Source organism: Bisbaumannia salifodinae (assembly GCF_055388505.1).
Genome location: NZ_AP043781.1, coordinates 39,061 through 64,399, shown reverse-complemented (window position 1 = coordinate 64,399; position 25,339 = coordinate 39,061). Strand labels below are relative to the sequence as shown.

21 protein-coding genes are annotated in these 25,339 nt (G+C 67.8%); 8 read left to right on the top strand and 13 right to left on the bottom strand.

Annotated features, from left to right (window positions below):
* Positions 1–9: 9 nt before the first annotated feature.
* Positions 10–1,350 (bottom strand): sodium-dependent transporter, encoded by a 1,341-nt coding sequence (locus ACZ5EF_RS00280; RefSeq protein ID WP_346062199.1) that lies wholly within the window; start codon positions 1,348–1,350, stop codon positions 10–12.
* 398 nt (positions 1,351–1,748) lie between these two features.
* Between ACZ5EF_RS00280 and prlC the strand changes: the two genes are divergently transcribed.
* The 4 genes from prlC to ACZ5EF_RS00260 all read left to right on the top strand — a co-directional run bounded on the left by prlC (position 1,749) and on the right by ACZ5EF_RS00260 (position 7,640).
* Positions 1,749–3,800 carry an oligopeptidase A gene (prlC, locus tag ACZ5EF_RS00275; RefSeq protein WP_346062188.1) on the top strand — a complete coding sequence of 684 codons (2,052 nt, stop codon included), beginning with the start codon at positions 1,749–1,751 and terminating at the stop codon, positions 3,798–3,800.
* A 137-nt stretch (positions 3,801–3,937) separates the two neighbouring features.
* Positions 3,938–4,183: a YheV family putative zinc ribbon protein gene (locus ACZ5EF_RS00270; protein ID WP_346062187.1), complete on the top strand. Its 246-nt coding sequence runs from the start codon at positions 3,938–3,940 to the stop codon at positions 4,181–4,183.
* Between the two features lie 238 nt (positions 4,184–4,421).
* Positions 4,422–5,402, top strand: coding sequence for a TAXI family TRAP transporter solute-binding subunit (locus ACZ5EF_RS00265; protein ID WP_346062186.1), 981 nt, complete (start codon positions 4,422–4,424; stop codon positions 5,400–5,402).
* A gap of 75 nt (positions 5,403–5,477) precedes the next feature.
* The gene (locus ACZ5EF_RS00260) at positions 5,478–7,640 is read left to right on the top strand and encodes a TRAP transporter permease (protein ID WP_346062185.1); all 2,163 of its coding nucleotides are present in this window, start codon (positions 5,478–5,480) and stop codon (positions 7,638–7,640) included.
* 73 nt (positions 7,641–7,713) lie between these two features.
* Here the strand turns inward: ACZ5EF_RS00260 and sodC are convergent, their stop codons facing one another.
* On the bottom strand, positions 7,714–8,241 hold the full coding sequence (sodC, locus tag ACZ5EF_RS00255) for a superoxide dismutase [Cu-Zn] SodC (RefSeq protein WP_346062184.1): 528 nt from the start codon (positions 8,239–8,241) through the stop codon (positions 7,714–7,716).
* 237 nt (positions 8,242–8,478) lie between these two features.
* Complete coding sequence (metF, locus tag ACZ5EF_RS00250) at positions 8,479–9,321, bottom strand: methylenetetrahydrofolate reductase [NAD(P)H] (RefSeq protein WP_346062183.1); 843 nt, start codon at positions 9,319–9,321, stop codon at positions 8,479–8,481.
* 266 nt (positions 9,322–9,587) lie between these two features.
* On the opposite strand from metF, the gene ACZ5EF_RS00245 reads away from it, so the two are divergent.
* Entirely contained in the window at positions 9,588–10,520 is a 933-nt protein-coding gene (locus ACZ5EF_RS00245) for an AEC family transporter (protein ID WP_346062182.1), read from the top strand.
* Between the two features lie 15 nt (positions 10,521–10,535).
* Here ACZ5EF_RS00245 and ACZ5EF_RS00240 read toward each other — a convergent pair whose 3' ends face one another.
* Entirely contained in the window at positions 10,536–11,189 is a 654-nt protein-coding gene (locus ACZ5EF_RS00240; RefSeq protein ID WP_346062181.1) for a glutathione S-transferase family protein, read from the bottom strand.
* A 129-nt stretch (positions 11,190–11,318) separates the two neighbouring features.
* Here ACZ5EF_RS00240 and ACZ5EF_RS00235 point away from each other — a divergent pair, with 129 nt between their 5' ends.
* A complete protein-coding gene (locus ACZ5EF_RS00235; RefSeq protein ID WP_346062180.1) occupies positions 11,319–11,861 on the top strand; it encodes a TetR/AcrR family transcriptional regulator in 543 nt (180 codons plus the stop codon).
* Between the two features lies 1 nt (position 11,862).
* Here the strand turns inward: ACZ5EF_RS00235 and ACZ5EF_RS00230 are convergent, their stop codons facing one another.
* From ACZ5EF_RS00230 to ACZ5EF_RS00200, 7 genes are all read right to left on the bottom strand, one after another.
* Entirely contained in the window at positions 11,863–13,095 is a 1,233-nt protein-coding gene (locus ACZ5EF_RS00230; RefSeq protein WP_346062179.1) for a GGDEF domain-containing protein, read from the bottom strand.
* An 84-nt stretch (positions 13,096–13,179) separates the two neighbouring features.
* Entirely contained in the window at positions 13,180–14,589 is a 1,410-nt protein-coding gene (gene ahcY / locus ACZ5EF_RS00225; RefSeq protein WP_346062178.1) for an adenosylhomocysteinase, read from the bottom strand.
* Positions 14,590–14,733: 144 nt separating this feature from the next.
* Positions 14,734–15,954 carry a methionine adenosyltransferase gene (gene metK / locus ACZ5EF_RS00220; RefSeq protein ID WP_346062177.1) on the bottom strand — a complete coding sequence of 407 codons (1,221 nt, stop codon included), beginning with the start codon at positions 15,952–15,954 and terminating at the stop codon, positions 14,734–14,736.
* A gap of 172 nt (positions 15,955–16,126) precedes the next feature.
* Positions 16,127–16,888, bottom strand: a complete 762-nt coding sequence (locus ACZ5EF_RS00215) for an ABC transporter ATP-binding protein (protein ID WP_346062176.1) — start codon at positions 16,886–16,888, stop codon at positions 16,127–16,129.
* On the bottom strand, positions 16,888–17,955 hold the full coding sequence (locus ACZ5EF_RS00210; protein WP_346062175.1) for a FecCD family ABC transporter permease: 1,068 nt from the start codon (positions 17,953–17,955) through the stop codon (positions 16,888–16,890). The genes ACZ5EF_RS00215 and ACZ5EF_RS00210 overlap by 1 nt, the downstream gene beginning before the upstream one ends.
* On the bottom strand, positions 17,952–19,109 hold the full coding sequence (locus ACZ5EF_RS00205; RefSeq protein ID WP_346062174.1) for an ABC transporter substrate-binding protein: 1,158 nt from the start codon (positions 19,107–19,109) through the stop codon (positions 17,952–17,954). The genes ACZ5EF_RS00210 and ACZ5EF_RS00205 overlap by 4 nt, the downstream gene beginning before the upstream one ends.
* Before the next feature lie 73 nt (positions 19,110–19,182).
* Positions 19,183–21,237, bottom strand: a complete 2,055-nt coding sequence (locus ACZ5EF_RS00200; RefSeq protein ID WP_346062173.1) for a TonB-dependent receptor family protein — start codon at positions 21,235–21,237, stop codon at positions 19,183–19,185.
* Positions 21,238–21,326: 89 nt separating this feature from the next.
* On the opposite strand from ACZ5EF_RS00200, the gene ACZ5EF_RS00195 reads away from it, so the two are divergent.
* Both ACZ5EF_RS00195 and tkt read left to right on the top strand, forming a co-directional pair.
* Positions 21,327–22,007: a GntR family transcriptional regulator gene (locus ACZ5EF_RS00195; protein ID WP_346062172.1), complete on the top strand. Its 681-nt coding sequence runs from the start codon at positions 21,327–21,329 to the stop codon at positions 22,005–22,007.
* Positions 22,008–22,213: 206 nt separating this feature from the next.
* Complete coding sequence (gene tkt, locus ACZ5EF_RS00190) at positions 22,214–24,205, top strand: transketolase (protein WP_464122672.1); 1,992 nt, start codon at positions 22,214–22,216, stop codon at positions 24,203–24,205.
* Positions 24,206–24,370: 165 nt separating this feature from the next.
* Here the strand turns inward: tkt and ACZ5EF_RS00185 are convergent, their stop codons facing one another.
* Both ACZ5EF_RS00185 and ACZ5EF_RS00180 read right to left on the bottom strand, forming a co-directional pair.
* Positions 24,371–24,775: an Hsp20/alpha crystallin family protein gene (locus tag ACZ5EF_RS00185; protein ID WP_346060680.1), complete on the bottom strand. Its 405-nt coding sequence runs from the start codon at positions 24,773–24,775 to the stop codon at positions 24,371–24,373.
* Between the two features lie 30 nt (positions 24,776–24,805).
* Entirely contained in the window at positions 24,806–25,255 is a 450-nt protein-coding gene (locus ACZ5EF_RS00180) for an Hsp20/alpha crystallin family protein (protein WP_346060681.1), read from the bottom strand.
* Positions 25,256–25,339: the final 84 nt, after the last annotated feature.

Genomic DNA, 25,339 nt, shown 5'->3' with positions numbered 1-25,339 from the left:
CCCGCTTTATCAGATCAGGGTGGAGAATAGCACCACCAAGGTCAGCGGAATGGAGACATAGCGTACCACCGTCCGCCATACCCGGTAGCCGGTGGGGCCCGCATCCAGGGCCCGCAGGGCGATATCCCGGGGTACCACCCAGGCGGCGAAGATGGCGATCAAGAGCCCCCCTAGCGGCAGGAAATACTCGGTGGGCACGGTGGTCACCAGTTCGAAGAAGTTCATGCCAGCGATCCAGTGCACCTCCGCCAGGCTGGAGAAGGAGAACACCGACAGCAGCCCCACCAGCCATACCGCCACCCCGACCAGGGCGGCGGCCTGACCACGCTTGAGCCCGATCCCCTGCAGGCCCGCCACCATGGGCTCGGCCAGGTTGATGGAGGAGGTCCAGGTAGCCATCAACAGCAGCAGGAAGAAGAGCCCCAGCCACAGCTGCCCCCAGGGCAGCTCGGCGAAGGCGATGGGCAGGGTGACGAACATCAGCCCGGGGCCCTCGCCGGGATCGATGCCCTGGGAGAAGACCACCGAGAAGATGGCGATCCCCGCCAGCAGGGCCACGGCGACGTCCAGCGCCGCCACCGCCAGCGCGGCCCGGGGCAGGCTCTGATGATCGGGCATATAGGCGCCATAGGCCATCAGCGCACAGGCCCCCACCGCCAGGGTGAAGAAGGCGTGGCCCATGGCATGCATCACCACCACCGGCGTCACCGCCGAGAGATCCGGCCGGAAGAGCCAGACCAGGGCGGTGCCGAAGCCGTCGGTGGTCGAGGCGTAGCCCACCAGCACCAGCAACAACAGGTAGAGCAGCGGCATCATCAGGTTGTTGAGCTTCTCCAGGCCATTGGCGACCCCGGCGGCCACCACCGACAGGGTCAGCAGCAGGAAGATGGTGTGGTTGAAGGTCATGCGCAGGGGGTCGGCCAGGAAGGCCTCGAAGTTGGCCCCCACCTCCGCCGGCGAACTACCGACGAAGTCGCCGTTGAGCGCCTCCACCAGATACTCGATGGACCAGCCGGAGACCACCGAATAGAAGGAGAGGATCAGGAACACCGTCACGCCGCCGAACCAGCCCAGCCAGCGCCAGTGGGGCGTGGCGCCGGCCTGGTTGGCCAGCTGCAGCAGCGACTGCATGGGGCTGCGGCGCCCGGCGCGGCCGATCATGATCTCGGCCATCATTACCGGCAGGCCGAGCAGGGCCACGAAACCCACATAGAGCAGCAGGAAGGCCGCGCCGCCGTTCTCGCCGGTGATATAGGGGAAGCGCCAGATATTGCCCAGCCCCACCGCGGCGCCGGTCACGGCGAGAATAAAGGCGCGCTGGGAGCCCCAGCGCTCCAGGGTCTCGTGCATCATTCGAGCTGTCCTTGTGTCACGGGCCGACCTGGGTCGACGATAGGAGCGCAAGCCTAGCAGGCCAGTCCAGGCCGGCCAATCCGCCTAGCGTCGATAGTTCAGCCCCCTACTTGGCTAAGGCCCGGGGCTATCCTGGGGGCAGGCCATCGCGGGGCGCTGTGAACCCCTTCCTGGGCGCTACCGATGCCCTGCTTCGCTCTCGCATCCTGCTCCGCTTGCAGGGCCGGTGCTGGCCATCCCTGGCCAGCCCGTTCGGAGCAGTGCTCCTCACCCCTGGCATAGGCCCCCCGCTCCGACCTACCCCCAGCGCCCCTGAGCCATTCCAGCACCGGCGATTGAAACCCCGCCGTCGCATCCCCATCTAAGGGCTATTATCCGCTAGCGACGAGGCCCGCATGTCACATAATCCCCTGCTCGAGACCCATGAGCTGCCGCCCTTCGGCCAGATCCTGCCCGACCATGTCGTGCCGGCCATCGAGGGGCTGCTGAGCGAGAACCGCGAGGCCATCGAGCGCCTGGTGGCCCGGGCCGAGCAGGAGCCACCCACCTGGGAGAGCCTCGCCGCGCCCCTGGAGAGCCTCAACGACCGCCTTTCCCAGGCCTGGTCGCCGGTCTCGCACCTCAACGCCACCATGAACTCCGAGGCGCTGCGCGAGGCCTACCAGGCCTGCCTGGCCAAGCTCTCCGACTACAGCACCTGGCTGGGCCAACACGAGGGGCTGTTCCGCGCCTACCAGGCCCTCAAGGACTCCCCCGCCTTTACCCGCCTCGACCAGGCCCAGCAGCGCAGCATCGACAACAGCCTGCGCGACTTCCGCCTCGCCGGGGTCGACCTGCCGCCGGCCCAGAAACAGCGCTATGGCGAGATCCAGAGCCGCCTCTCGGAGCTTTCCAACCGCTTCTCCAACCAGGTGCTGGACGCCACCCAGGCCTGGCACAAGTCGCTGCCCGATGCCACCGCCCTGAGCGGCCTGCCCGACAGCGCCCGGGAGACCCTGCGCGCCAATGCCGAGGCCAAGGGCGAGGCGGGCTACCGCATCACCCTGGACTTCCCCAGCTTCTACCCGGTGATCAGCTATGCCGACGACCGGGCGCTGCGCCAGGAGGTCTATACCGCCTACGTGACCCGGGCCTCGGATCAGGGCCCCCAGGCCGGCCGGTTCGACAATGCCCCGGTGATCGAGGAGACCCTGGCCCTGCGCCAGGAGCTCGCCGAGCTGCTGGGCTTTCCCACCTATGCCGACTACTCCCTGGCCACCAAGATGGCCGAGTCGCCCCGCCAGGTGCTCGACTTCCTCGACGACCTGGCCCGCCGCGCCGTGCCCCAGGCCCGGGAGGAGTTCGACGAGCTGGCCGCCTATGCCCGGGACGAGCTGGGCCTCGAACGCCTGGAACCCTGGGATATCGGCTACGCCAGCGAGAAGCTGCGCGAGGCCCGCTACGCCATCTCCCAGGAGCAGCTGCGCCCCTACTTCCCGGCGCCGCGGGTCATCGATGGCCTCTTCCAGGTGGTGGAACGCCTCTATGGCCTGAGCTTCGCCGAAGACCCCGAGGCGCCCCGCTACCACCCCGACGTGCGCTTCTACCGCATCCTCGAGCAGGGCCAGCCCATCGCCGGTTTCTACCTGGATCTCTATGCCCGGGAAGGCAAGCGCGGCGGCGCCTGGATGGACGAGTGCCGGGTGCGGCGCCTCTGCGAGGATGGCGGCCTGCAGCTGCCGGTGGCCTACCTGACCTGCAACTTCACCCGCCCGGTGGGCGACAAGCCGGCCCTGCTGACCCACGATGAGGTCACCACCCTCTTCCACGAGTTCGGCCACGGCCTGCACCATATGCTCACCAAGCAGACGGTGGCGGATGTCTCCGGCATCAACGGCGTGGCCTGGGACGCGGTGGAGCTGCCCAGCCAGTTCATGGAGAACTTCTGCTGGGAGCGCGAGGGCCTCGACCTGATCGCCGGCCATGTGGAGAGCGGCGAGCCCCTGCCCGAGGCGCTCTTCCAGCGCCTCCAGGCGGCCCGCAACTTCCAGTCCGCCATGGGCATGGCGCGCCAGCTGGAGTTCTCGCTATTCGACTTCCGCCTCCACCACGAGCTGCGCTCGCCGAGTGCGGCCCGGGTGCAGGCCCTGCTCGACGAGGTGCGCGACGCCGTCTCGGTGGTACCGCGCTCCGGCGTCAACCGCTTCCAGAACGGCTTCAGCCATATCTTCGCCGGCGGTTATGCGGCGGGCTACTACAGCTACAAGTGGGCCGAGGTGCTCTCCGCCGACGCCTACAGCGCCTTCGAGGAGGCCGGCACCTTCGACGCCGCCACCGGCGCGCGTTTCCGCCACGAGATCCTCGAGCAGGGCGGCGCCCGGGATGCCGCCGAGCTGTTCCGCGCCTTCCGCGGCCGCGAGCCCAGCATCGAACCGTTGCTGCGCCATAGCGGGATTCGTGCCGCTTGAGCCGCCGAGCTGTTCCGTGCTCTCCATGCCGTGGCCGCGAACCCAGCATCGAACCGCTGCTGCGCCATAGCGGGATTCGCGCCGCCTGAATTCTTCGCCGCCGGTTCTCGCCCGGCGGCCATCGAGAGGCCCCAACCATGATTGTCCAGAAACGCTTTATCGCCGGCGCCATCTGCCCCCGCTGTGCGGAGATGGATCGGATCCGCGCCTGGGAACAGCACGGGGTGCGCTACCGGGAGTGCGTCAGCTGCGACTTCTTCGAGCAGTTGCCCATCGAGGAGGAGACGCCCCAGGAGCTGGAGACCCGGGTCAACCGCATCCGCGAGAGCCAGGCCCGCGATACCCTCCAGACGGTGAAGATCCTCGACCCCAAGAAGTCATGACCCGCGGGGCTCGCCACCGGGCCCCCGTTCCTTCCTCTCGCCGGCCGTGCGGATTCCCGCACGGCCATGGCACGCCGGCGTGCGAAGCTCCGCACAGATGGGCCGCCGAAGGCTTCGACCAAGGTCGAAAGAGAAGACCCCAACCCATTGATAAAAAAGGACTAAGAATAGGGTGGCGCGTATTTGGCTATAGTCAGGAGGCAACTCCCACAATCATAACTGCCTCAGGAGAGACGCCATGCGCCTTACCTCACGCCCGCTCCTCACCCTCGCCCTCGGTGGCAGCCTGCTGGCCGCCGGCGCCGCCCAGGCCGATCGCAGCGACTGGCCCGAGAGTTTCACCATGGGCACCGCCAGCCAGGGCGGCACCTACTTCGTCTATGGTTCCGGCTGGGCCAATATGATCGCCGACGAACTGGGTCTCTCCGGCGGCGGCGAAGTCACCGGCGGGCCGGTGCAGAACCTGGCGCTGGTGCACACCGGCGATATCGCCTTCGGCATGACCACCATGGGCCCCGCCGCCGACGCCGTATCGGGACAGAGCCCGCTGGCCCCGGGCATGGTGCTGGACAACGCCTGCGCCATGTTCCCCATGTACGAGACGCCCTTCTCGATTGCCGCCCTGTCCAGCAGCGGCATCACCAGCATCAGCGAGATCCCCGACGGCGCGCGGATCGGCTTCGGTCCCGCCGGCTCCACCTCCGACACCTACTTCCCGGCGATCCTCGAGACCCTGGGCGTCGACTTCGAGCGTCGCAACGGCGGCTGGACCGACCTGGGCGGCCAGCTCCAGGACGGCCTGCTGGACGTGATCGCCTTCGCCGCCGGCATCCCGATTCCCGCGGTCAGCCAGTTGGAGGTGCAGAGCGACGTGAACATCATCGAGTTCAACGAGGAGGAGCTGGCCACCACCCTGGAGCACTTCCCGGTGGCCGAGTTCTCGATCCCCGCCAGCACCTACACCACCCTGGAGGAGGATGCCCGGGCGGTCTCCATGTGGAACTTCGCCATCGCCCGCTGCGACCTGCCGGAGGACTTCGTCTATGAGGCGACTCGCCTGACCATGGAGAACAACGAGCGCATGCAGAGCATCCACCGCAGCGCCGTCACTACCATCCCCGAGAACGTGGTCCACAACCAGGTGCTGCCCTTCCACCCGGGCGCCGCGCGCTGGTTCACCGAGAATGGCTATGAGATCGACCCGGCGCTGATCCGCTAAGCGCCCGTCGCGGGCCGCCCATGGGCGGCTCGCCCCTTCGATCCCTAATCGTTCGTCCCTCAGGGGGAATCTCGCATGACCCAATCAACCCACGACCCGTCGCCCGAGGCCATCGCCCAGGGCGTCGACGAGGAGGCGGTGGAGTCCAATCGCCGCCTCTATACCGGCTGGCAGTGGATCCTCTTCGCGGTGCTGGCCATCACCTACGCCGTCTTCCACCTGGTGAGCCTGAATGTGCTGCCGATGGAGACCTGGTCCTATCGCATCGTGCATATCTGTGGCGCCCTGATTCTCGGCTTCGCCCTCTATACCGGCGTGCGCTTCAGCGAGCCCGACCAACCCGGCAGCCGCCCCTGGGTCAAGGGGCTCGGCTACCTGCTGCTGCTGCCGGCCGCCTATGCCCTGCTGCAGGTGTGGCTGATGCAGCGCACCCTGGCCGGCGGCGCCATGCGCATCGATGCCGCCGTGGAGGCCTGGCACTTCGGCTACCCGCTGATGCTGGCCACCTTCGCCGCCATCGTGCTCTCCTGGTTCCAGCGCCAGCATCGCGAGCGCCTGGCCTCCGCCGACCTGGCGCTGATGGCCTGCGCCGTGGCCAGCGCCGCCTACCTGCTGCTGATCTATAACACCCCCATGCGCATGTCCACCGGCACCGCCTTCGCGCCCCCGGGCATCGCCTATGCGGCCATCGCCGGCTCGGCGCTGATCCTCGAGCTGACCCGCCGGGTCGCCGGCCTGGCCCTGGTGATCATCTCCGTGCTGTTCCTGGCCTATGTCTTCGCCGGCCCCTACCTGCCCGGTTTCCTCGGCTATCCCGGGCTCTCGGTGCAGCGCTTCTTCAGCCAGGTCTACACCGACGCCGGCATCCTCGGGCCGACCACCGCGGTGTCGTCCACCTATATCATCCTGTTCATCATCTTCGCCGCCTTCCTGCAGGCCTCCAAGGTCGGCGACTACTTCGTCAACTTCGCCTTCGCCGCCGCCGGCCGCGCCCGGGGCGGTCCCGCCAAGGTCTCGATCTTCGCCTCCGGGCTGATGGGCATGATCAACGGCACCTCGGCGGGTAACGTGGTCTCCACCGGCTCGCTGACTATTCCGCTGATGAAGAAGGTCGGCTACCCGGGCAAGAGCGCCGGGGCCATCGAGGCCGCCGCCTCCACCGGCGGGCAGATCATGCCGCCGATCATGGGCGCCGGCGCCTTCATCATGGCCGAGATCACCGGCATCCCCTACACAGAGATCGCCGTGGCGGCGCTGATTCCGGCGATCCTCTACTTCGCCTCCGTCTACTTCATGGTCGACTTCGAGGCCGCCCGGAAGGGCATGCAGGGCATGCGCAAGGAGGAGATCCCGCAGTTCCGCCGCCTGGTCAAGCAGGTCTACCTGTTCGCGCCCATCGTGATCCTGATCGCGGCGCTGTTCATGGGCTACTCGGTGATCCGCGCCGGCACCCTGGCCACCGCCTCCGCCGCCGTGGTCAGCTGGCTCTCCCCCTACAAGATGGGGCCACGGGCAATCCTCAAGGCACTGCAGCTGGCCGGCACCATGTCGATCCAGATCATCGCCGTCTGCGCCTGCGCCGGCCTGATCGTCGGGGTGATCTCGCTGACCGGCGTCGGCGCGCGCTTCTCCTCGCTGCTGCTGGGCCTGGCCGGAGTCAGCCAGCTGCTGGCGCTGTTCTTCGCCATGTGTATCTCCATCCTGCTGGGCATGGGCATGCCCACCACCGCCGCCTATGCGGTGGCCGCCTCGGTGGTCGCGCCGGGGTTGATCAATATCGGCATCCAGCCGCTGGTGGCGCACTTCTTCGTGTTCTACTTCGCGGTGGTCTCGGCGATCACCCCACCGGTGGCCCTGGCCTCCTATGCCGCGGCGGGCATCTCCGGGGCCAATGCCATGGCCACCTCGGTGACCTCCTTCAAGGTCGGCCTGGCGGCCTTTATCGTGCCCTTTATGTTCTTCTACAGCCCGGCGCTGCTGATGGAGGGCTCCTGGCTGCAGATCCTGCGGGTCGGCGTCACCGCCACCCTGGGCATCGTGCTGCTGGCCGCCGCCGTCCAGGCCTGGTTCTTCGGCCCGGTGAAGGCCTGGCAGCGGCTGCTGATGCTGGTCGGGGCCCTGTGCATGATCTACGGCGGTATCTACACCGATGTCGCCGGCCTGGCCATCGGCGCCCTGCTGTTCCTGATGCAGCGCGGCAGCCATGGCGGCGGCACCAAGGCCGCCACCTCCGGCTGACATCGACGACGACCCCGCCCAGAACCACGACGGCCCCGCCATTGGCGGGGCCGTCGTGGTTTGCATCGGCGAGTTAAAATGGCACGACGCCACAGGCCATGCGGGCACCGCCGCCGCCCAGGGGCGCCGGCTCGTCGCTGTAGTTGTCGCCGCCGGCATGAATCATCAGGCTACGTCCGGCGAGGTCCTCCACGGACAGCCGCGGCGCCAGCAGCGGCACCCTGGCCCGCCCCTCGGCATCGACACCCAACGCCGGCAGGTCACCCAGGTGCCCGCCCCCGTAGGGCCCGGCGTGTTCGCCACTCTCGTCAGGGTCATAGTGGCCCCCCGCGGCCAGGCCCGCCACGACATTGCCCTCGGCATTCTCGGCGGGTTCGCAGCTGGGGTTCTGGTGCACATGGAAGCCGTAGACCCCGGGCTCGAGGCCCTCGAGGCTCGGCGTCAGCAGCAGGCCGTGATCGCCATCGGCCAGCTCGACCTCGCCGATGGCGTCGCCGACGCCCTCCGGGGAGATCCGATGCAGGGTCACGCTGGCGGCGATGGCGGGAAGCGCGGCGAGGCAACCGCAGGCGGCCAGGGAGACAAGCAGGGAAGAACGCATGACGAGCACTCCTGAGTGGCGCGAACGAACCCTTTCCAGGCTAGTCGCTGACCACTCGAGGCGCCATCACGAGGAAGGCAGAGAGCCAAGGCGGGTGCGGCCAAGACCGCCCCCGTCGGGTACAGCGCACAGCCTTAACCGCAGAGATTATCGAGGACCTTCAGGGTCGGCTCGGCCTGGTTGAGGCCGGCGTAGAGAGGGAAATGCAGCCGGGCTGCACCTGCTCAGCACACAGCCTTAACCGCAGAGATTATCGAGAACCTTCAGGGTCGGTTCGGCCTGGTTCAGCGTATAGAAATGCAGCCCCGGGGCGCCGCCTTCCAGCAGCCGGCGGCTCAGCTCGGAGATCACTTCTTCGCCGAAGGCGGCGATGGAGGCGCTGTCGTCGCCATAGGCTTCCAGCTGCTTGCGGATCCAGCGCGGGATCTCGGCGCCGCAGGCGTCGGAGAAACGCGCCAGCTTGGTGTAATTGGTGATCGGCATGATGCCCGCCACGATGGGCCCCTCGACACCCAGGGCCCGGGCGCGTTCCACGAAGTGGAAATAGGCATCGGCACTGAAGAAGTACTGGGTAATCGCCAGGTTGGCGCCGGCCTTCATCTTGCGGGCGAAGTTCTCCACGTCGCGCTCGAAGTTGGGCGCCTGGGGATGGCACTCCGGGTAGGCGGCCACGGCGATCTCGAAGTGGTCGCCGGTCTCCTCGCGGATAAACTCCACCAGTTCGTTGGCGTAGCGCAGCTCGCCGACGCCGCCCATGCCGGAGGGCAGGTCGCCGCGCAGGGCCACCAGGCTATCGATGCCCTCCTCCCGATACTGGGCCAGCAGGTCCCGCAACTGGGCCTTCTCGCTGCCCACGCAGGAGAGGTGAGGGGCGGTGGAGATACCGCTCTGGCGCACCTGGCGCACGGTGTCCAGGGTGCGGTGCTGGGTCGAGCCGCCGGCCCCGTAGGTCACCGAGAAGAAACGCGGCTGGCGGCTGGCCAGGGCATCGCGCACATGCATCAGCTTCTCGCGTCCCGCCTCGGTATTCGGCGGAAAGAACTCGAAACTGATACCCAGCGGATGCTCTTGTGCACTCATCGACTCAACCCTCATCTCTTGGCTTGTGGCCCCCTGAACGGCGGCTCTCGTATCCAGCGACGCCCGGGCCTATGACATGCCCAGGAGCTCAGGGAGGCATTGTGCCGCCTCGAATTGCCTGAGACCAATGAAAGTTTCCCCGCCTCTGCATCGAAATGGCTCATGTTAGTGGTTATGGTTTTATGCCCTGACTCATCGAACCAGGGGGCCGCTGACAACCCGGGCCCGAGCCGGCATGATGGCGGCGATACCCAAGGAGAGGCCCCGTGGAACTCGCAAGCACCCTGATGACCCCACTCTGGACGCTGCTGGCCTTCGTCGGTCTGGGCTGGCTGGCGGCCCGCCGCCTGGCCATCGACCCGCGGCCCGTCGCCACCCTGCTGATCTACCTGATCGCGCCCCTGACCTTCTTCCGCGGCCTGGTGCTGGGGGGCCCCACCCCGGCCTACCTGCTGCTGACCCTGGCCGCCTTCCTGGTGGCCAGCCTGCTCTGCCTGCTGGTCAGCCGCCTGGTACGCCGTGGCTTCGCCGCTCAGGAGGCGGCGCTGCTGGCCTTCTCCGCCGGGACCGGCAATACCGGCTACTTCGGCCTGCCCATCGCCATGGTGCTGCTGCCGCCGCAAGGCGTGACCCTCTACCTCTTCTGCGTGCTGGGGATCACCCTCTATGAATTCACCCTGGGCTTCTATATCAGCGCCCGGGGGCGTTTCTCGGTACGCGAGAGCCTGCTCAAGATCTTTCGCCTGCCGCTGATCTACGCCTTCGCCGCCGCCCTGCTGGTCAGCGGCCTGGGGCTTGGCGTGCCGGCCCCGGTGATGCAGGGCCTGGAGGCCTTCCCGGCCACCTATACCCTGCTGGGGATGATGATCATCGGCATGACCCTGGGACGGGTCTCGCTGCGCGAGGTGGACGGGCGCTTTATCGGCGCCTGCGTGGCGGTGCGCTTCGCGCTCTGGCCACTGCTGGCACTGGCCCTGGTGCTGGGCCTGCAGGCGCTGCTCCCGCTGCCGCCGGAGATGGCCCTGGCGCTGTTGCTGCTGGGGGTGGTGCCCATGGCCGCCAATGTGGTGGTGGTGGCCATGGAGCTGGGCATCGCCCCGGCCAAGGGCGCCCTGGCGGTCTTGATCACCACCCTGGCCGCGCCCCTGGTGATCCCCCTCTATCTGCACTGGATGATGGCGCTGACCGGCCTGGGCTAGGTCGTCGTGGCGAGCCTAGTCGAAGCTCGGCGCCACCAGCACCCGCCGCCCGGCGGGACGTTCGCGCAGCCGCTCGAGGTAGGCCATCAGCCCAGGATGCGGTGCCAATAGCGGCGCCGCCTGGGGCAGGTTCGCCAGGTAATCCAGCATGGGCGCGAGCAAGGCATCGGCCAGGGTCAGGGCGTCACCCAGTAAATAGGCCCGCTCGCCCAGTTGCGCCTCCAGCAGGGCGAGCATGCGGCCGACCTCGGGGGTGGCAGCCGCCACCTCGGCCTCACGCACGCTGCCCTCCGGCCCCTTGGGAAAGACGAGCTCCAGCAGGTAACGCCGTACCAGGGCCTGATCCACGTAGCCGGCCAGGGCCGCGCACCACTGATCGACCTCGGCGCGCCCCCAGGCATCCGCCGGCTGCAGCGCGGGCCCGTCGAAGGCCGTGTCCAGGTAGCGGCAGATGGCCACGCTCTCGTAGAGGCGCCGCTGCCCATGCAGCAGCACCGGGATCTTGCCGAAGGGGTGAAGCGCCAGATGGGCCGGCGAGCGCAGGGCGATGGGCTCGCCGTCCACGACCATGCCCAGGGTATAGGCGATGCCTTTCTCCTCGCAGCAATACTGGACGCTGCGCACGAAGGTGCTGAACTGGGGGCCCAGGATATGTACCGATGCGGCCATGACGATCTCCCGATAATGGATGAGTGTTCCGACACCCTAGCCGAGGACACCATATGATCAATAACATAAGGTACTGTCGTGGCAGACTAAGGCCATCGCCCTGTTCCGGCCGCAAGGAGGCAGACCCTCATGCCCTGGCATCCCGATCGCAAGGCCCAGAGCCGTGAACGCATCCTGCACACCGCGGCCCGTCTCTTCACCCGGCACGGCTTCGCCGGCGTGAGTATCGATACCCTGATGCAGGAGGCCGGTCTGACCCGAGGCGCCTTCTATGCCCACTTCGCCTCCAAGAGCGAACTCTACGCCGAGGCCATCGTCGTGGCGGCCCGACAGGGCGTCGAGCGCCTGGGGTTGGACGCGGGCCCCGAGGCCCGCGATCGTTACCTGAGTCGCGAGCACCTGGAAGGCGAGGCCGGCCTCTGCCCGCTGGCCAGCCTGGTCAGCGACGCGGCCCAGCAGGATCCGCTGGTGCGGGAGAGCTATACGCGCCTCTTTCGAGGCTTTATCGACCGCGTCGCCGGGGGAGGGCAAGACGCACGCCAGCAAACCCTGCAGCGGGCGGTGATGATGATCGGTGGGCTCGCCATCGCCCGCACCCTCAGCGACCAGGCCCTCGCCGAGGAGTTGCTCAGGGCCTGTCGCCAGGGGGGCGAGGCGGACACCGGCCGCTGAGTCAGAAATCGTCCAGGGAGGGCCAGTCATCCCCCTCCGGGTATTCCGAGGCGGCGCCGGAGGCGCCCTGGGACGTCTCATCGTTCTTCGTCGTCTCACGGCGGGCTCCCCGGACCCGGCGCTTGTTATGGTACATCTCGCTGTCGACCCGCTGGATCAGGGTATCCATATCGACCCGGACATCGCTCCAGGGCGCATAGGTCAGGGTGCCGATACTGGCGCTGATGGTGCGCTCGGGATCGGCCGCCAGGCGCTGTTCGGCGAGGGCCAGGCACAGGGCCTCGGCGCGCGCCCGGCAGACCCGCTGCGAGGCCCCCGGCAGCACCACCAGGAATTCGTCGCCGCCCATGCGGCAGGCCATCTCGCCCTTGTCGATGATACTCTCCAGGGCCCTGGCCACGGCACAGATCAGCTGATCGCCGGCGGCATGGCCCAGGCTATCGTTGATCGGCTTGAGGTGGTCCACATCGATCAGCATCAGCGACAGGGGCGAGCGCATCTCCTGCTGGCAGTTGGCCAGGGAGCCCTTGAGGAAGGCCATGCCGCGACGCCGATTGGGCAGCCCGGTCATGGCATCGAAGTTGGCCAGCTGCATCAGTTCCTGGTGCTGCTGGGCCAGGCGCTCATAGGTGATGCTGAGCTCGGCGTTGCGCTTGGCCAGTTCCATGCGCAGGGTCGCGGCCCGGGTGAAATTGAAGTAGCGCACCTGGGAGAGCAGCGGTGAGATCAACAACCCCACCAGCAGGAAGACCCCCCCATACTGGCCCAGGGTAAAGAAGCTGAAGGGACTCCACAGCAGGAAGCAGAGCAGGTAGGCGGTGGCCACGAAGCCATTGAGCAGCACCATCTTGCGCCAGTGCCAAACGGTGGCCACCGGCACCAGCACGAAGAGCGCCAGGGCGGTGCTGACATTCCAGAAGAAGAAGATCTCGGTCTCATCGATCCAGGCGGCACCCCAGGCCAGGAAGAGTCCCGTCCCCAAGGCGCTGATCAGCACCGCCATCTCGCTGCGCTCCGGATGGCCGTGCTGCCACAACAAACAGGCGACGATCAGGCCGATGCTGCCCAGTCGACCGGCCCAGAAGAGCTGCCAGTGGGGCTCGATCAACCAGTAGTCGAAGGGCAGGTAACAGAGCAGGCCGATCACCGCGCAGAGCAGGAAGGCGGCATTGACACGCGCCTGCTGACGGCGCTCCTCCTTCGCCGCATCGAGATCCAGATCTGCCAACATCATGGCTGCCTCCAGCGAGCGTCCTGCTCGCCTGTAGAACGCTATCGGCGGGCCGCCAAAGGGCCCGCCGATAGCGACTGTCACGCCTCAGTAGCGATAGGCATCCGGTTTGAAGGGACCCGATACGGGAACCCCCAGATAGTCGCCCTGGGCCTCGGTCAGGCGAGTCACCACGCCACCGAAGCCCTCCACCATATAGCGGGCCACCTCCTCGTCCAGCGACTTGGGCAGCACCGAGACGCCCAGCGCCGCCGCCTTGTCCGCGGCCGGCAGGTCGGCGAAATGCCCCTCGTAGAGGTGGATCTGGGCCAGTACCTGATTGGCGAAGGAACCGTCCATGATCCGCGACGGATGGCCGGTGGCGTTACCCAGGTTCACCAGGCGTCCCTCGGCCAGCAGGATCAGGTAGTCATCGCTGTCCGGGTCGTAGTCGCCGGGATCGCTGTCCCGGTAGACCTTGTGGACCTGGGGCTTGACCTCCTCCCAGTGCCACTGGCGGCGCATATAGGCGGTGTCGATCTCGCTGTCGAAGTGGCCGATATTGCACACCACGGCGCCCTTCTTCAGCGAACGCAGCATGGGCGCATCGCAGGCATCGATATTGCCGGTGGCGGTGACCACCAGGTCGATCTTCTCGAGCAGCCCCCGATCGATGCCGGCCATGCCACGATTGATGCCGTCGACATAGGGCGAGACCACCTCGAAACCGTCCATGCAGGCCTGCATGGCACAGATGGGATCCACCTCACTGACCTTGACGATCATCCCCTCCTGGCGCAGCGAGGCCGCCGAGCCCTTGCCGACGTCGCCATAGCCCACCACCAGCGCCTGCTTGCCGGCCAGCAGGTGATCGGTGGCGCGCTTGATGGCGTCACTCAGGGAGTGGCGGCAGCCGTACTTGTTGTCGTTCTTCGACTTGGTGACGGCATCGTTGACGTTGATGGCCGGCACCCTGAGGCTGCCGTCACGGAGCATCTCCTGGAGGCGATGCACCCCGGTGGTGGTCTCCTCGGAGATGCCGTGAATGGCCTCCAGCAGCTCCGGGAAGCGCTCGTGGAGCAGTTGGGTCAGGTCGCCGCCGTCGTCCAGCACCAGGTTGGGGGTCCAACCATCGGGGCCGGTGACGGTCTGCTCGATGCACCACCAGAATTCCTCCTCGGTCTCGCCCTTCCAGGCGAATACCGGGATGCCGGCGGCGGCGATGGCGGCGGCGGCATGGTCCTGGGTGGAGAAGATATTGCAGGAGGACCAGCGCACGCTGGCCCCCAGGGCCACCAGGGTCTCGATCAGCACCGCGGTCTGGATGGTCATATGGATACAGCCGGCGATACGCGCGCCCTGAAGCGGCTGCTGCTCCTGATACTTGCGGCGAATCGCCATCAGCGCCGGCATCTCGGTCTCGGCGATGCGGATCTCGCGGCGGCCCCAGTCGGCCAGGGAGAGGTCGGCGACCTTGAAATCACCAAGGTCGGCGGGGGACACGGCGGCTTGGGTCATGCGGACACCTCGGTTGCGACGATGGGTTATGAACGCATTGACTCTCACTATAGGCACTAGGTTCTATCGTCACCACGCGGAGGCATAAACGCCCGCGCCCGGCACGAGGCCGGGCGCGGGGGAAGGCGTCGGAGACGAAAGTGCTTACAAACCGGCGGCGGCGCGCAGGTCCGCGGCGCGATCGGTCTTCTCCCAGGGGAAGGCGATAAAGGTTTCGGTCTGAGACTCGCCGCCGTTATCGGTCCAGGTATAAGAGGTCTCGAAGGGCTCGCGGCCGAAGTGACCATAGGCCGCAGTGAGGCGATACATGGGATGCAGCAGGTCGAGCATGCGGGTGATGGCGTGGGGGCGCAGGTCGAAGTGCTCGCGCACCAGCGCGATGATGCGCGCGTCGTCCACCTTGCCGGTGCCGAAGGTATCGATGGCCACCGAGGTGGGCTCGGCCACGCCGATGGCGTAGGAGACCTGGATCTCGCACTTGTCGGCCAGGCCCGCGGCGACGATGTTCTTGGCCACATAGCGGCCGGCGTAGGCGGCGCTGCGATCGACCTTGGAGGGGTCCTTGCCGGAGAAGGCGCCGCCGCCGTGGCGGGCCATGCCGCCATAGGTATCGACGATGATCTTGCGCCCGGTGAGGCCACAGTCGCCCACCGGGCCGCCGATCACGAACTTGCCCGTCGGGTTGATATGGTACTGGGTGGTCTCGGTGAGCCACTCGGCGGGAATCACCTGCTCGATGATCTCGCGCCTGACCATCTTGCGCAGCTCGTCCTGGTCGATGCTGGGGTCATGCTGGGTGGAGAGCACCACCGCATCCACGCCGCTCGGCTTGCCGTCGGCGTCGTAGCGGAAGGTGACCTGGCTCTTGGCGTCCGGCCGCAGCCAGGGCAGCAGGCCGTGCTTGCGCAGCTCCGCCTGGCGCTCCACCAGGCGGTGGGCGTAGTGGATCGGCGCCGGCATATAGGAGTCGGTCTCGTTGGTGGCATAGCCGAACATCAGCCCCTGGTCGCCGGCGCCCTGGTCCTCCGGCTTGCTGCGGTCGACGCCCTGGGCGATGTCCATGCTCTGCTTGCCGATCAGGTTGAGCACCCCGCAGGTCTCGCCGTCGAAGCCCACCTCGGAGGAGGTGTAGCCGATGCCGGTGATCACCTCGCGGACCAGCGCCTCCAGGTCGACCCAGGCGCTGGTGCTGATCTCGCCGGCGACGATCGCCACCCCGGTCTTGACCAGGGTCTCGCAGGCCACCCGGGCGTTCTTGTCGCGGGCGATGATGGCGTCGAGCACCGCGTCGGAGATCTGGTCGGCGATCTTGTCCGGATGCCCCTCGGACACGGACTCGGAGGTAAACAGGGAGTATTCGCTCATGGCGGTCCTCGACCCTCTGGAAATGGGATGACGACATCTGGGCTCGAAGCCAGGGTAAAGAGGCGGCACAGCACAGACGAGGAGGCACCATCGCCCGAGCAAAGCGGCCGGAGGCGAATTCTACACCCTCACCGCCGGGGTTCCTACCGAAGCCCAGCGATCGTCGCCACCATCATAGCCCCAGGGCCTGAATGCGCGGTCTCGCATCGGGCCCCGCCTCCACGGCGAGGCGCACCTCGAACAGGGGCTCGAGGTGGGCCGGCGTCAGGCAGTCATCCACCGCCCCCGAGGCCAGGCAGCGTCCGTTTTTCAGCAACCAGCAGTGATCGGCGAAGCGGGCCGCCAGGTTGAGGTCGTGGAGCGCCAGCAGCACGGTGCGCCCCGCATCGGCCTCCCGGCGCAGCCACTCCAGCACCCTCAGCTGCTGATGCAGGTCCAGGGCGCTGGTGGGTTCGTCCAGCATCAGCACCCGGGGACGGCGCACCAGCGCCTGGGCAATGGCTACCCGCTGATATTGGCCCCCCGAGAGACTGCAGAGACGCCGCTCCGCCAGGGTCTCGAGCCCCATGGCCCCCAACGCAGCCACGACTCGAGCCAGGTCGTCCCCGCGTACGCGGCCGGGATGCAGGGTCTTCAGCGAAAGCAGTACCGCCTCGTGCACGCTCAGGGCTGCCTGACTGCTCCCCAGCTGCGGCAGATAATAGAAGGCCGCCTGGCGTTCGGCCACAGGCAGGGCCTTCAGGTCATGCCCACCCAGGCTTGCCGACACTCCAGCCGGCTCGATACCGGCCAATGCCTTGAGCAGGGTCGACTTGCCGGCCCCATTGGGCCCCAGCAACACGGTGACGGCACCGGCAGGGGCCATCAGAGTACCGTCGATGGCCAGTCGCCCTTCCAGAGCCACGCCCTGTACCAGCAGATCATCGGGGGACATCAGGACAACCTCCGGCGCCGCAGGATCAACAGGAAGAAAGCGGGCAGCCCGGCCAGGGCCGTAATGATACCGATAGGCAGTACCAGCCCCGGCACCACCAGTTTGCTGGCCAGGTCGGCGATGCACATCAGGCTCGCCCCGCACAGCGCCGAGAGCGGCAGAAAGTGACGCTGCTGTTCGCCCACCAGCAGGCGCGCCATATGTGGCGCCACCAGGCCAACGAAGCCGATGGTGCCCACGGCCGCGACCACCACCGCGGTCAACAGCGCCATGGCCGTCAACATCCCCAGGCGCAAGCGGTCCACCCGTACGCCCATGGCCTGGGCCTGGACCCGCCCCAGGCGCAAGGCACTCAACTGCCAGCCCAGGCGCTGGCAGAGCAGCAGGCAGGCCACCAGCACCCCGGCGATCAAGCCGAGCTTGAGGCCGGAAGGCCGTGCCAGGCTGCCCAGCGACCAGAACACCAACTGCTGGAGGGCATCCGGCGAGGCCAGGTACTGCAACAGGCCCAGCAGGGCATTGAAGGTGAACATGGTGGCTATGCCCAACAGCACGAGGGTGTCCAGGCCGACGCCCCTCAGTTGGCCAAGCAAGTGGATCATGCCCGCCGCCAACAGGCTGAAGGCAAAGGCATTGCCCGCCGCCGCCAGATGCCCCTCCAGGGGCAGCAAGCTGACCCCAGCCACCACCGCCAGGGCGGCGCCGAAGCTCGCCGCCGAAGCCAGTCCCAGGGTAAAGGGGTCGGCCAGGGGGTTATCGAGCACGGTCTGCATCTGCGCCCCGGCCACCGCCAGCCCGGCCCCGGCCAGCACTGCCAGCAACGCCGTCGGCAGGCGAATCTGCCACAGGGTAATGCGTACCAGGGGACTGGCCTGCTGCGGCTGCCACAGGGCCCGGAGCACCTCTCCCGGCGGGTAGCTGCCCGGCCCCAGCAGCAGGTCGGCGAGGAAAGACGCGATCAGCAGGCCCAGTCCGCCCAGTAACCAGGCTCGATGCCGGACTTCCCGGCGGCGAAACCCGGCACTCATGGTCATTCGGCCCGCATCGCCGGTGATCTCCAGGCTCATGGGGTTTCCTCCCTCAGCGAGGCCCAGAACGCCCCCTCCGCCGGCAGCGGTAGGAAGTCGTCATGCAAACGCTGCCACAGGGACTCCGGATCCAGGTCGGCCATGGCCTCGGGGTGCAGCCACTTGGCCAGGCGCTGTACGGCAACGAACTGGAAGGGCGTGTTGTAGAACTGGTGCCAGAGGGCATGCACTCGCCCATGGCGCACCGCGGCCAACTCGGACCACCCCTGCCGTGTCTCGATCAGCCGCTCCATCGCCCCCCTTGCCTCCTCGGCCGCGGTATCGTAACCCATCGGCACTGCCGTCTCGCGCAGCCCCTGCCAGTCGCCGCCGGTCATCACGATGACCTCGGGATCCTGGGCCAGCACCCATTCGGGGTGCAATCGCCCGAACACCCCCGGAATGTGCGCCGCGGCGATATTGTCGCCACCGGCCAACCTCACCACCCGCCCCAGGTTATCGTCGCCGACACTGCGACAGCAGTCCGGATGCAGTCCGGCGGCGGTCTCGATCAACACCCGGGGCCGGCCTTCGGGAAGCCGGGCCGCCACCGCCGCCAGGCTCTCTCGACGCAGCGTCAGCAGGGCCTCGGCCCGTGCCTCGGCGGCGAACAGCCGTCCCAGCAGGCGTACGCTGGGCGCCAGGTGGCGATCCGGCTCGGTCAGGAAGTCGACGAAGACCACCGGGATACCCGCCGCTTCCAGCACCTCCAGGGCCGGGCCATCACTTAGTGCCGGCCAGGCGGCCAGGTCGAAGACGATGGCATCGGGCCCCAGGGCCAGGGCCCGCTCGAGGCTGAATTCGCCATTAACCGCCTTGCCGAAGGTCGCTAGCCGCTCGGCCCGGGGGAAGCGCGCCCGAAGGCGCGCCCAGGCATCGCTATCGAAGCGCCTGAGTTCGTCGCGCCAGCCCACCAGGGGCGCGAAGGGATCCTCCGGATGCAGGGCGGCCAGTGTATACAGCAGGCGGCCCTCCCCCAGGATCACCCGCTCGGCCCCATGGGGAATGGTGACTTCACGGCCCGCCAGGTCGGTCACCGTGACCTCCTCGGCGGCGGCGGTGCCAGCCCAAGGCCCGGCCAGGATCAGGATGGCCAGAAGTGGCCAGCCCAGGAGCGAGAAACGCCTCGCCCCCGGAGAAATACGCAATGACATCATGGCTCCAGTAACGGGGATAAGGACTCCCCCATCCCGGGGGGATCCATCACCCGGGGTAGGCACGGCTTACTCAGAAGGTCATATCCAGGCCCAGGCTGTAGGCACGCCCGGGCAGCGGCACCCGACCGACCGGGCTGACATCCACGCCTCGGAAGAAGGCATCGGCATCGGTCAGGTTGTGTACGCCCAGGGTCAAGCTGGCATCGACGGCCACCGGAAGCCGATAGGCCAGGCTGGCATCCAGCTGCCAGTAGTCGGGCAACTTGCCGGTGCTGCCGTCAGGCGTCTCCGCCTCGGTGTTGGCGGCATCGGAAAAGCTCTCGGCCACATAGCGGCCATTGAGGCCCAGTGTCCAGTCGCCCTGCTCCCAGCCGGCATGCAGGTTGAGCAGATGCTCAGGCGCATTGGGTACCTCGTTGCCGGCATGCTCGCCGTCACGCTGCTCGGTATCGAGCCAGGTCCAGGTGCCCTCCAGGCTCAGGGGGGCATCGCTCGGCGCCCAGGCCAGGCGGGTCTCCAGGCCCTGGTAGCGGGTGCGCCCGAGGTTCCTGAGGCTGTTGTCCGGCTGTTTGACGACCTGATCCTCATAGTCGATGACGAAGCCGGTGGCCTCGGCCTGCCAGGGCCCGGCGGTGTAGCGGGCGCCCAGCTCATAGTTCCAGGCGGTCTCGTTGGCCACGTCGCCCGGGTTGGTGACCTGGGCCAGTTGCACCGGCGTCAGCGAGCGCTGCCCGGTGGCGAAGAGATACCAGGCCTCGCTGGCCTCGAAGCCGACGGTCAGGCCCGGCAACCAGGCCTCGGCGACATTCTCGTCCTGGCCGCTGCCCAGCGCATCCTCATAGTCCATCTCGGCCCGCTCGTAACGCAGCCCCGGGGTCAGGGTCCAGCCGCTGCCGCCGAGCCGCCAGGTATCGCTGACATAGGCGGCCACGGCCCGGGTCTCGAAGTCCCAGCGACGCACTTCTCTGGTGGTGCCACTGGCCAACTCTTGCCGGTCGACATCGAAGTCGACGCTCTCCTCCAGGTAGCGGGCACCCAGCATCAGGGTGTGATCGCCGCGGCGCAGGGCCAGGCGAGGCTCACTCGCCCAGACACGGAAGAGTCGCGGCGAGTTGGCCACATGGGTGGTAGGCGCCTGCGGATCGGCCCACTGGAAGCCGGTGCCCAGGCTCTGGCCGAACCAGAAGGTGCGATCGCTGCGATGGCCGAAGTGGCGCCAGCTGAAGTCCACGTCCTCGCTGGGTTGCCAGCGCCAGGTCAGGTGCCCTCGCCAGGTATCGGCCTCGAAGCGGTCATGGGGACGCTGGGAATCGCTGCGGTCGCGTTCGAAGGCCTCGGGGGAGAGGGCACCGGGTAGCTCGGCATCCACCCGATAATACTGCAGCTGGCCGGTCAGGGTGTGGGCCTCGCCGAGCACCAGCTCGCCGTCGACGATGAAGTTGTCGACCTCGGTGTCACTGTGCTCCCGGCTCCCCTCGCCGCGGACCAGATTGGCCTGGAACTGAAGCCCTAACTGCTCGCTGACCTGGCCGCCGACCCGCAGATAATTGTCGCTCAGCACATGGCCGGTGGCCTCGTCCACGGTCAGTCGTTCGCGCAGCTGGGTCTCGGGCTCATAAGGAATGCCTCGCGTCACGAAGTTCAGTACGCCCCCGACATTGTTGGGACCATAGTGGACCGCGGCCCCACCACGCACCACATCCACCCGCTCCAGGGTGGGCAAGGTCACCGGAAACAACGAGACACCGATGTTACTGTAGGGCCCCAGGGCCACGGGGATACCATCGACCAGGATCTGGATTCGCTCGCTGCGCCGCGGCGACAGGCCACGCACCCCAATATTGGGCAGGATTCCGGTGCCGGTCTCGTCCTGGACATGCACCCCCGGCACTCGCGCCAGGGCATCCTCGAGATGACGCACCTCGCCAGCCTCGAGGACTGCCTCGTCGAGGGACTGGCGGCCGCCCGGGGTCGTGCGAGGAGCCGCCCGGGTCGCCCCCAGCCAGTCACTGGAGACCACCAGGGTATCGAGGGTGAGTTCCCCCTCGGCCCAGGCGGTAGAAGAGAGGAACGAGGCAGCCAGGATGGCCAGTGACAGCGGCGCAAGACGATGGCGCGAATGCATAGCGGATCCCATTGTTAATGATTATCAAAGGCGAGGCGGAATCATATATAATTGGCGCCAATCTGCAAGGGAAATTGCCGGAGGAGTTCATGACAGAACCGACCCATAGCAACGAACTGGCCTGGCTGCAGGAGCAGCTCCGCCTGGGCATGAGTGGCGGACGCTTCCCCGCGGGCAGCTGGTTGCGCCAGGATGCCCTGGCGGAGCAGTACGGGGTGAGTCGCTTCGTGGTGCGCGGCGCCCTGGAGCGACTGGCGGAGCTGGAGAGCATCGAGCATGTGCCGAATCGCGGCTATCGTGTGCGTCACTGGAGCCTGGAGGAGCGCCGTGAGCTCACCGAGGCGCGCCTGGTGATCGAACAGGCCATGCTGCCGCTGATGATGGCACGCAAGACGCCGACGGGGCTGGCCGAGGCGCGCCGGGCACTCCACGATTTCGAGCGCGCCGCGGAAAGCCTCGACGGCGAGGCCCTGGCGATGACCAATCATGCCTTCCATCGCGCCCTGGCCGACCTGGCGGGAAACGCGGCCCTGGCCCGCCAGGTCAACTGGCTGCGTGAGCAAGGCCTGCGTGGCGCCGGCCCGGGCTGGCCCAAGGCCGGCGGGGTAGCTCGCAGCCTGGCGGAACACCGCGAGATGCTGGCGGCCCTGGAAAGAAACGACCCCGTCGCCCTGCAGGGCGCCATCCAGCGCCACCTGACCGCCTGGCAGGAGCGCATGCCGACAGCGGACAGCAGCGCCAGGCCCACCGAGGAGCGCGCCAGTCACTAACCAGAAAAATGGCGCCAATCCCCCGGCACCACTCACGCCCCCTGAGATAATTTGAAGGCCGGGCCTCATTCGGCGACAATAAGCGACCAAAATCGACCGCGCCGCCCCATCTCGCGGCGTATTCCAGCCAGGATCCACGTCCGGCCAAGCCCCCTGGTCCGACCGTGTCACCGCATACTATCTGCCCTAGGCGAGGAGCTGCCCCCATGCCGTCCCGTTTCGAACTGGCCAATGCCATTCGCGCCCTGTCCATGGATGCCGTCCAGAAGGCCAAGTCCGGCCACCCCGGCGCCCCCATGGGCATGGCCGATATTGCCGAGGTGCTGTGGAACGACCACCTCAAGCATAATCCGGCCAATCCCCACTGGGCCGACCGCGACCGCTTCGTGCTCTCCAACGGCCACGGCTCCATGCTGCTCTACTCCCTGCTCCACCTGAGCGGCTACGACCTGGAGCTGGAGCAGCTGCAGCACTTCCGCCAGCTCCACTCCAAGACCGCCGGCCACCCGGAGCTCGGCTACGCCCCGGGCATCGAGACCACCACCGGTCCCCTGGGCCAGGGCCTGGCCAATGCGGTGGGCATGGCGCTGGCCGAGAAGACCCTGGCCGCCCAGTTCAACCGCCCCGGCCACACCATCGTCGATCACACCACCTGGTGCTTCCTCGGCGACGGCTGCCTGATGGAGGGCATCTCCCACGAGGTCGCCTCCCTGGCCGGCACCCAGCAACTCGGCAAGCTGGTCGCCTTCTATGACGACAACGGCATCTCCATCGACGGCGAGGTGGAGGGCTGGTTCACCGACGACACCGCCAAGCGCTTCGAGGCCTACGGCTGGCACGTGGTGTCCAATGTCGACGGCCACAAGCCGGAAGAGATCCAGGCCGCCATCGAGCTGGCCAAGACCCACGACGACAAGCCGAGCCTGATCGTCTGCAAGACCATCATCGGCTTCGGCGCCCCCAACAAGCAGGGCAAGGAAGAGTGCCACGGCGCACCCTTGGGCGACGAGGAAGTGGCCGCCGCCCGCGAACAGCTGGGCTGGCCCCATGCCCCCTTCCATGTCCCCGAGGCCATCTACCAGGGCTGGGACGCCCGCCAGCGCGGCGAGCAACTGGAGGGCGACTGGGAGGCGCGCTTCGCCCGTTACGCCGAGGCCTTCCCCGCCGAGGCCGCCGAGTTCCGGCGCCGCCTCAAGGGCGAGCTGCCCAAGGCGCTGACCAGCGAGAAGCTGGTCGAGGACGCCCAGGCCAAGGGCGAGACCATCGCCAGCCGCAAGGCCTCCTTCAACTGCCTCAATGAGCTGGGGCCGCAGCTGCCCGAGCTGCTCGGCGGCAGCGCCGACCTGGCTCCCTCCAACCTGACCTTCTGGAAGGGCGCCCAGGCGATCTCCCCGGAGGCCCCCGGCGGCAACTACCTGCACTACGGGGTGCGCGAGTTCGGCATGGGCGCCATCATGAACGGCATCGCCCTGCATGGCGGCTTCGTGCCCTATGGCGCCACCTTCCTGATCTTCATGGAGTACATGCGCAACGCCGTGCGCATGGCGGCGCTGATGGGCCAGCAGGCGGTCTACGTCTTCACCCACGACTCCATCGGCCTGGGCGAGGATGGCCCCACCCACCAGCCCATCGAGCAGCTGACCAGCCTGCGTTCCACTCCCAATCTGGCCACCTGGCGCCCCTGTGACGCCGTGGAGACCGCCGCCGCCTGGGATGCCGCGATCAAGCGTCACGCCGGCCCCAGCGCCCTGGTGCTGTCGCGCCAGAACCTGCCCCACCAGGAACGCGACAAGCACCAGTTGGCCAATATCCAGCGCGGCGGCTATGTGCTGCGCGACTGCGAGGGCACGCCGGAGCTGATCCTGATCGCCACCGGCTCCGAAGTGGGCCTGGCCATGGACGCCGCGACCCGACTGAGCGAGCAGGGCAAGGCGGTGCGGGTGGTCTCCCTGCCCTCCACCGACGCCTTCGACGATCAGGACGCCGACTACCGCGAGTCGGTGCTGCCCAGGGCGGTCACCGCCCGCCTGGCCATCGAGGCCGGCCACCGCGACTTCTGGTTCAAGTACGTGGGCCTGGACGGCGATATCGTCGGCATGAGCAGCTTCGGCGAGTCCGCCCCGGCGGGCGACCTCTTCAAGCACTTCGGCTTCACCGTCGACAACGTCGTCGAGCGCGCCCAGGCGCTGCTGGGCTAAGCGACGCGGCCCCGCCCGAGGCGGGGCCGATAAACCAGCAACGGGCGCCACTCCTTCGAGTGGCGCCCGTTGTCGTTACCGCCCGGTGAACCAGGGGAGTCAGGCCGCCTGCACCGCGATACGCCGCGCGACTGGCGGCTCTCCCCTGCCCTCGTTATCCGGGGATCAGGCCGCCTGCACCCCGATACGCCGCGGCCGGTGGCTCTCCTTCTTGGGCAGGCGCAGGTGCAGTACGCCATCCCGCAGCCGCGCCTCGATGGCCTCGCCATCGATCTCGTGGCTCAGGGTGAAACGCCGCAGGAAGCGCTGCCCGCGCAGTTCCGCGTAGAGGGCCGTGGCGCCCTCCGGCATGGCCAGGCGGATCTCCCCTTCCAGGGTCAGGACGTTATCGTTGACCTCGATGGTCAGGGCGTCGGCGGTGACCCCGGGCAGGTCCGCCACCAGGTGCAGGGCATGATCCCGCTCGTAGATATCCACCGCCGGGCGCAGCGCGCTGCGGCGCCGCTCCTGGGGTTCCTGCTCCCGGGCCACCTCGGTTTCCCGGGCCGGCTGCTTGATCATCTCGCTCATCACACTCACCTCCAGGAAAGTTTCCGGGCGTCAGGCCGCCTGGACGCTGATGCGTCGCGGCTTGAGCTCTTCCCGCTTGGGCAGGACCACCTCGAAGACGCCATCCCGGTAGCGGGCCTCGGCGCGCTCGCCGTCCAGCCCGTCGGGCAGGGCGATGGTGCGGCTGAAGGCGCCGCCGAAGCGCTCGCGGCGAAACTCCACCCGCTCGTCATCACCGGGGGCCGCCGGACGCTCGCCCCTGAGGGTCAGCAGGTTGTCCTGGATGCTGATCTCCAGGGCATCGGCGGCCAGCCCCGGGGCGAACACATAGACCCGCACGGCGTCGTCGGTACGCGCCAGGTTGATCATCGGGAAGCTGCCGCGGGGCACGGCGCGAATGTCCGCGGCGGCGGGGTCGGACATGACCTCATCCAGCCACTGGCGCAGGCCACCCAGCTCCTGCAGCAGGCCGGAGTCGAGACGCTTGAGATCTGCGAACATAGCGAACACCTCCTCAATGCTTCCTCGGCCGGCTCCCGGCGATACGCCGCCGGCCTTATTTCGGAAAATAGGGGCGCCGGGGGC

Bases quoted from the DNA above. Each gene is read 5' to 3' on its own strand.
- ACZ5EF_RS00280 (WP_346062199.1), bottom strand. From the start codon at position 1,350: ATGCACGAGACCCTGGAGCGCTGGGGCTCCCAGCGCGCCTTTATTCTC.
- prlC (WP_346062188.1), top strand. From the start codon at position 1,749: ATGTCACATAATCCCCTGCTCGAGACCCATGAGCTGCCGCCCTTCGGC.
- ACZ5EF_RS00270 (WP_346062187.1), top strand. From the start codon at position 3,938: ATGATTGTCCAGAAACGCTTTATCGCCGGCGCCATCTGCCCCCGCTGT.
- ACZ5EF_RS00265 (WP_346062186.1), top strand. From the start codon at position 4,422: ATGCGCCTTACCTCACGCCCGCTCCTCACCCTCGCCCTCGGTGGCAGC.
- ACZ5EF_RS00260 (WP_346062185.1), top strand. From the start codon at position 5,478: ATGACCCAATCAACCCACGACCCGTCGCCCGAGGCCATCGCCCAGGGC.
- sodC (WP_346062184.1), bottom strand. From the start codon at position 8,241: ATGCGTTCTTCCCTGCTTGTCTCCCTGGCCGCCTGCGGTTGCCTCGCC.
- metF (WP_346062183.1), bottom strand. From the start codon at position 9,321: ATGAGTGCACAAGAGCATCCGCTGGGTATCAGTTTCGAGTTCTTTCCG.
- ACZ5EF_RS00240 (WP_346062181.1), bottom strand. From the start codon at position 11,189: ATGGCCGCATCGGTACATATCCTGGGCCCCCAGTTCAGCACCTTCGTG.
- ACZ5EF_RS00235 (WP_346062180.1), top strand. From the start codon at position 11,319: ATGCCCTGGCATCCCGATCGCAAGGCCCAGAGCCGTGAACGCATCCTG.
- ACZ5EF_RS00230 (WP_346062179.1), bottom strand. From the start codon at position 13,095: ATGATGTTGGCAGATCTGGATCTCGATGCGGCGAAGGAGGAGCGCCGT.
- ahcY (WP_346062178.1), bottom strand. From the start codon at position 14,589: ATGACCCAAGCCGCCGTGTCCCCCGCCGACCTTGGTGATTTCAAGGTC.
- metK (WP_346062177.1), bottom strand. From the start codon at position 15,954: ATGAGCGAATACTCCCTGTTTACCTCCGAGTCCGTGTCCGAGGGGCAT.
- ACZ5EF_RS00215 (WP_346062176.1), bottom strand. From the start codon at position 16,888: ATGTCCCCCGATGATCTGCTGGTACAGGGCGTGGCTCTGGAAGGGCGA.
- ACZ5EF_RS00210 (WP_346062175.1), bottom strand. From the start codon at position 17,955: ATGAGCCTGGAGATCACCGGCGATGCGGGCCGAATGACCATGAGTGCC.
- ACZ5EF_RS00205 (WP_346062174.1), bottom strand. From the start codon at position 19,109: ATGTCATTGCGTATTTCTCCGGGGGCGAGGCGTTTCTCGCTCCTGGGC.
- ACZ5EF_RS00200 (WP_346062173.1), bottom strand. From the start codon at position 21,237: ATGCATTCGCGCCATCGTCTTGCGCCGCTGTCACTGGCCATCCTGGCT.
- ACZ5EF_RS00195 (WP_346062172.1), top strand. From the start codon at position 21,327: ATGACAGAACCGACCCATAGCAACGAACTGGCCTGGCTGCAGGAGCAG.
- tkt (WP_464122672.1), top strand. From the start codon at position 22,214: ATGCCGTCCCGTTTCGAACTGGCCAATGCCATTCGCGCCCTGTCCATG.
- ACZ5EF_RS00185 (WP_346060680.1), bottom strand. From the start codon at position 24,775: ATGAGCGAGATGATCAAGCAGCCGGCCCGGGAAACCGAGGTGGCCCGG.
- ACZ5EF_RS00180 (WP_346060681.1), bottom strand. From the start codon at position 25,255: ATGTTCGCAGATCTCAAGCGTCTCGACTCCGGCCTGCTGCAGGAGCTG.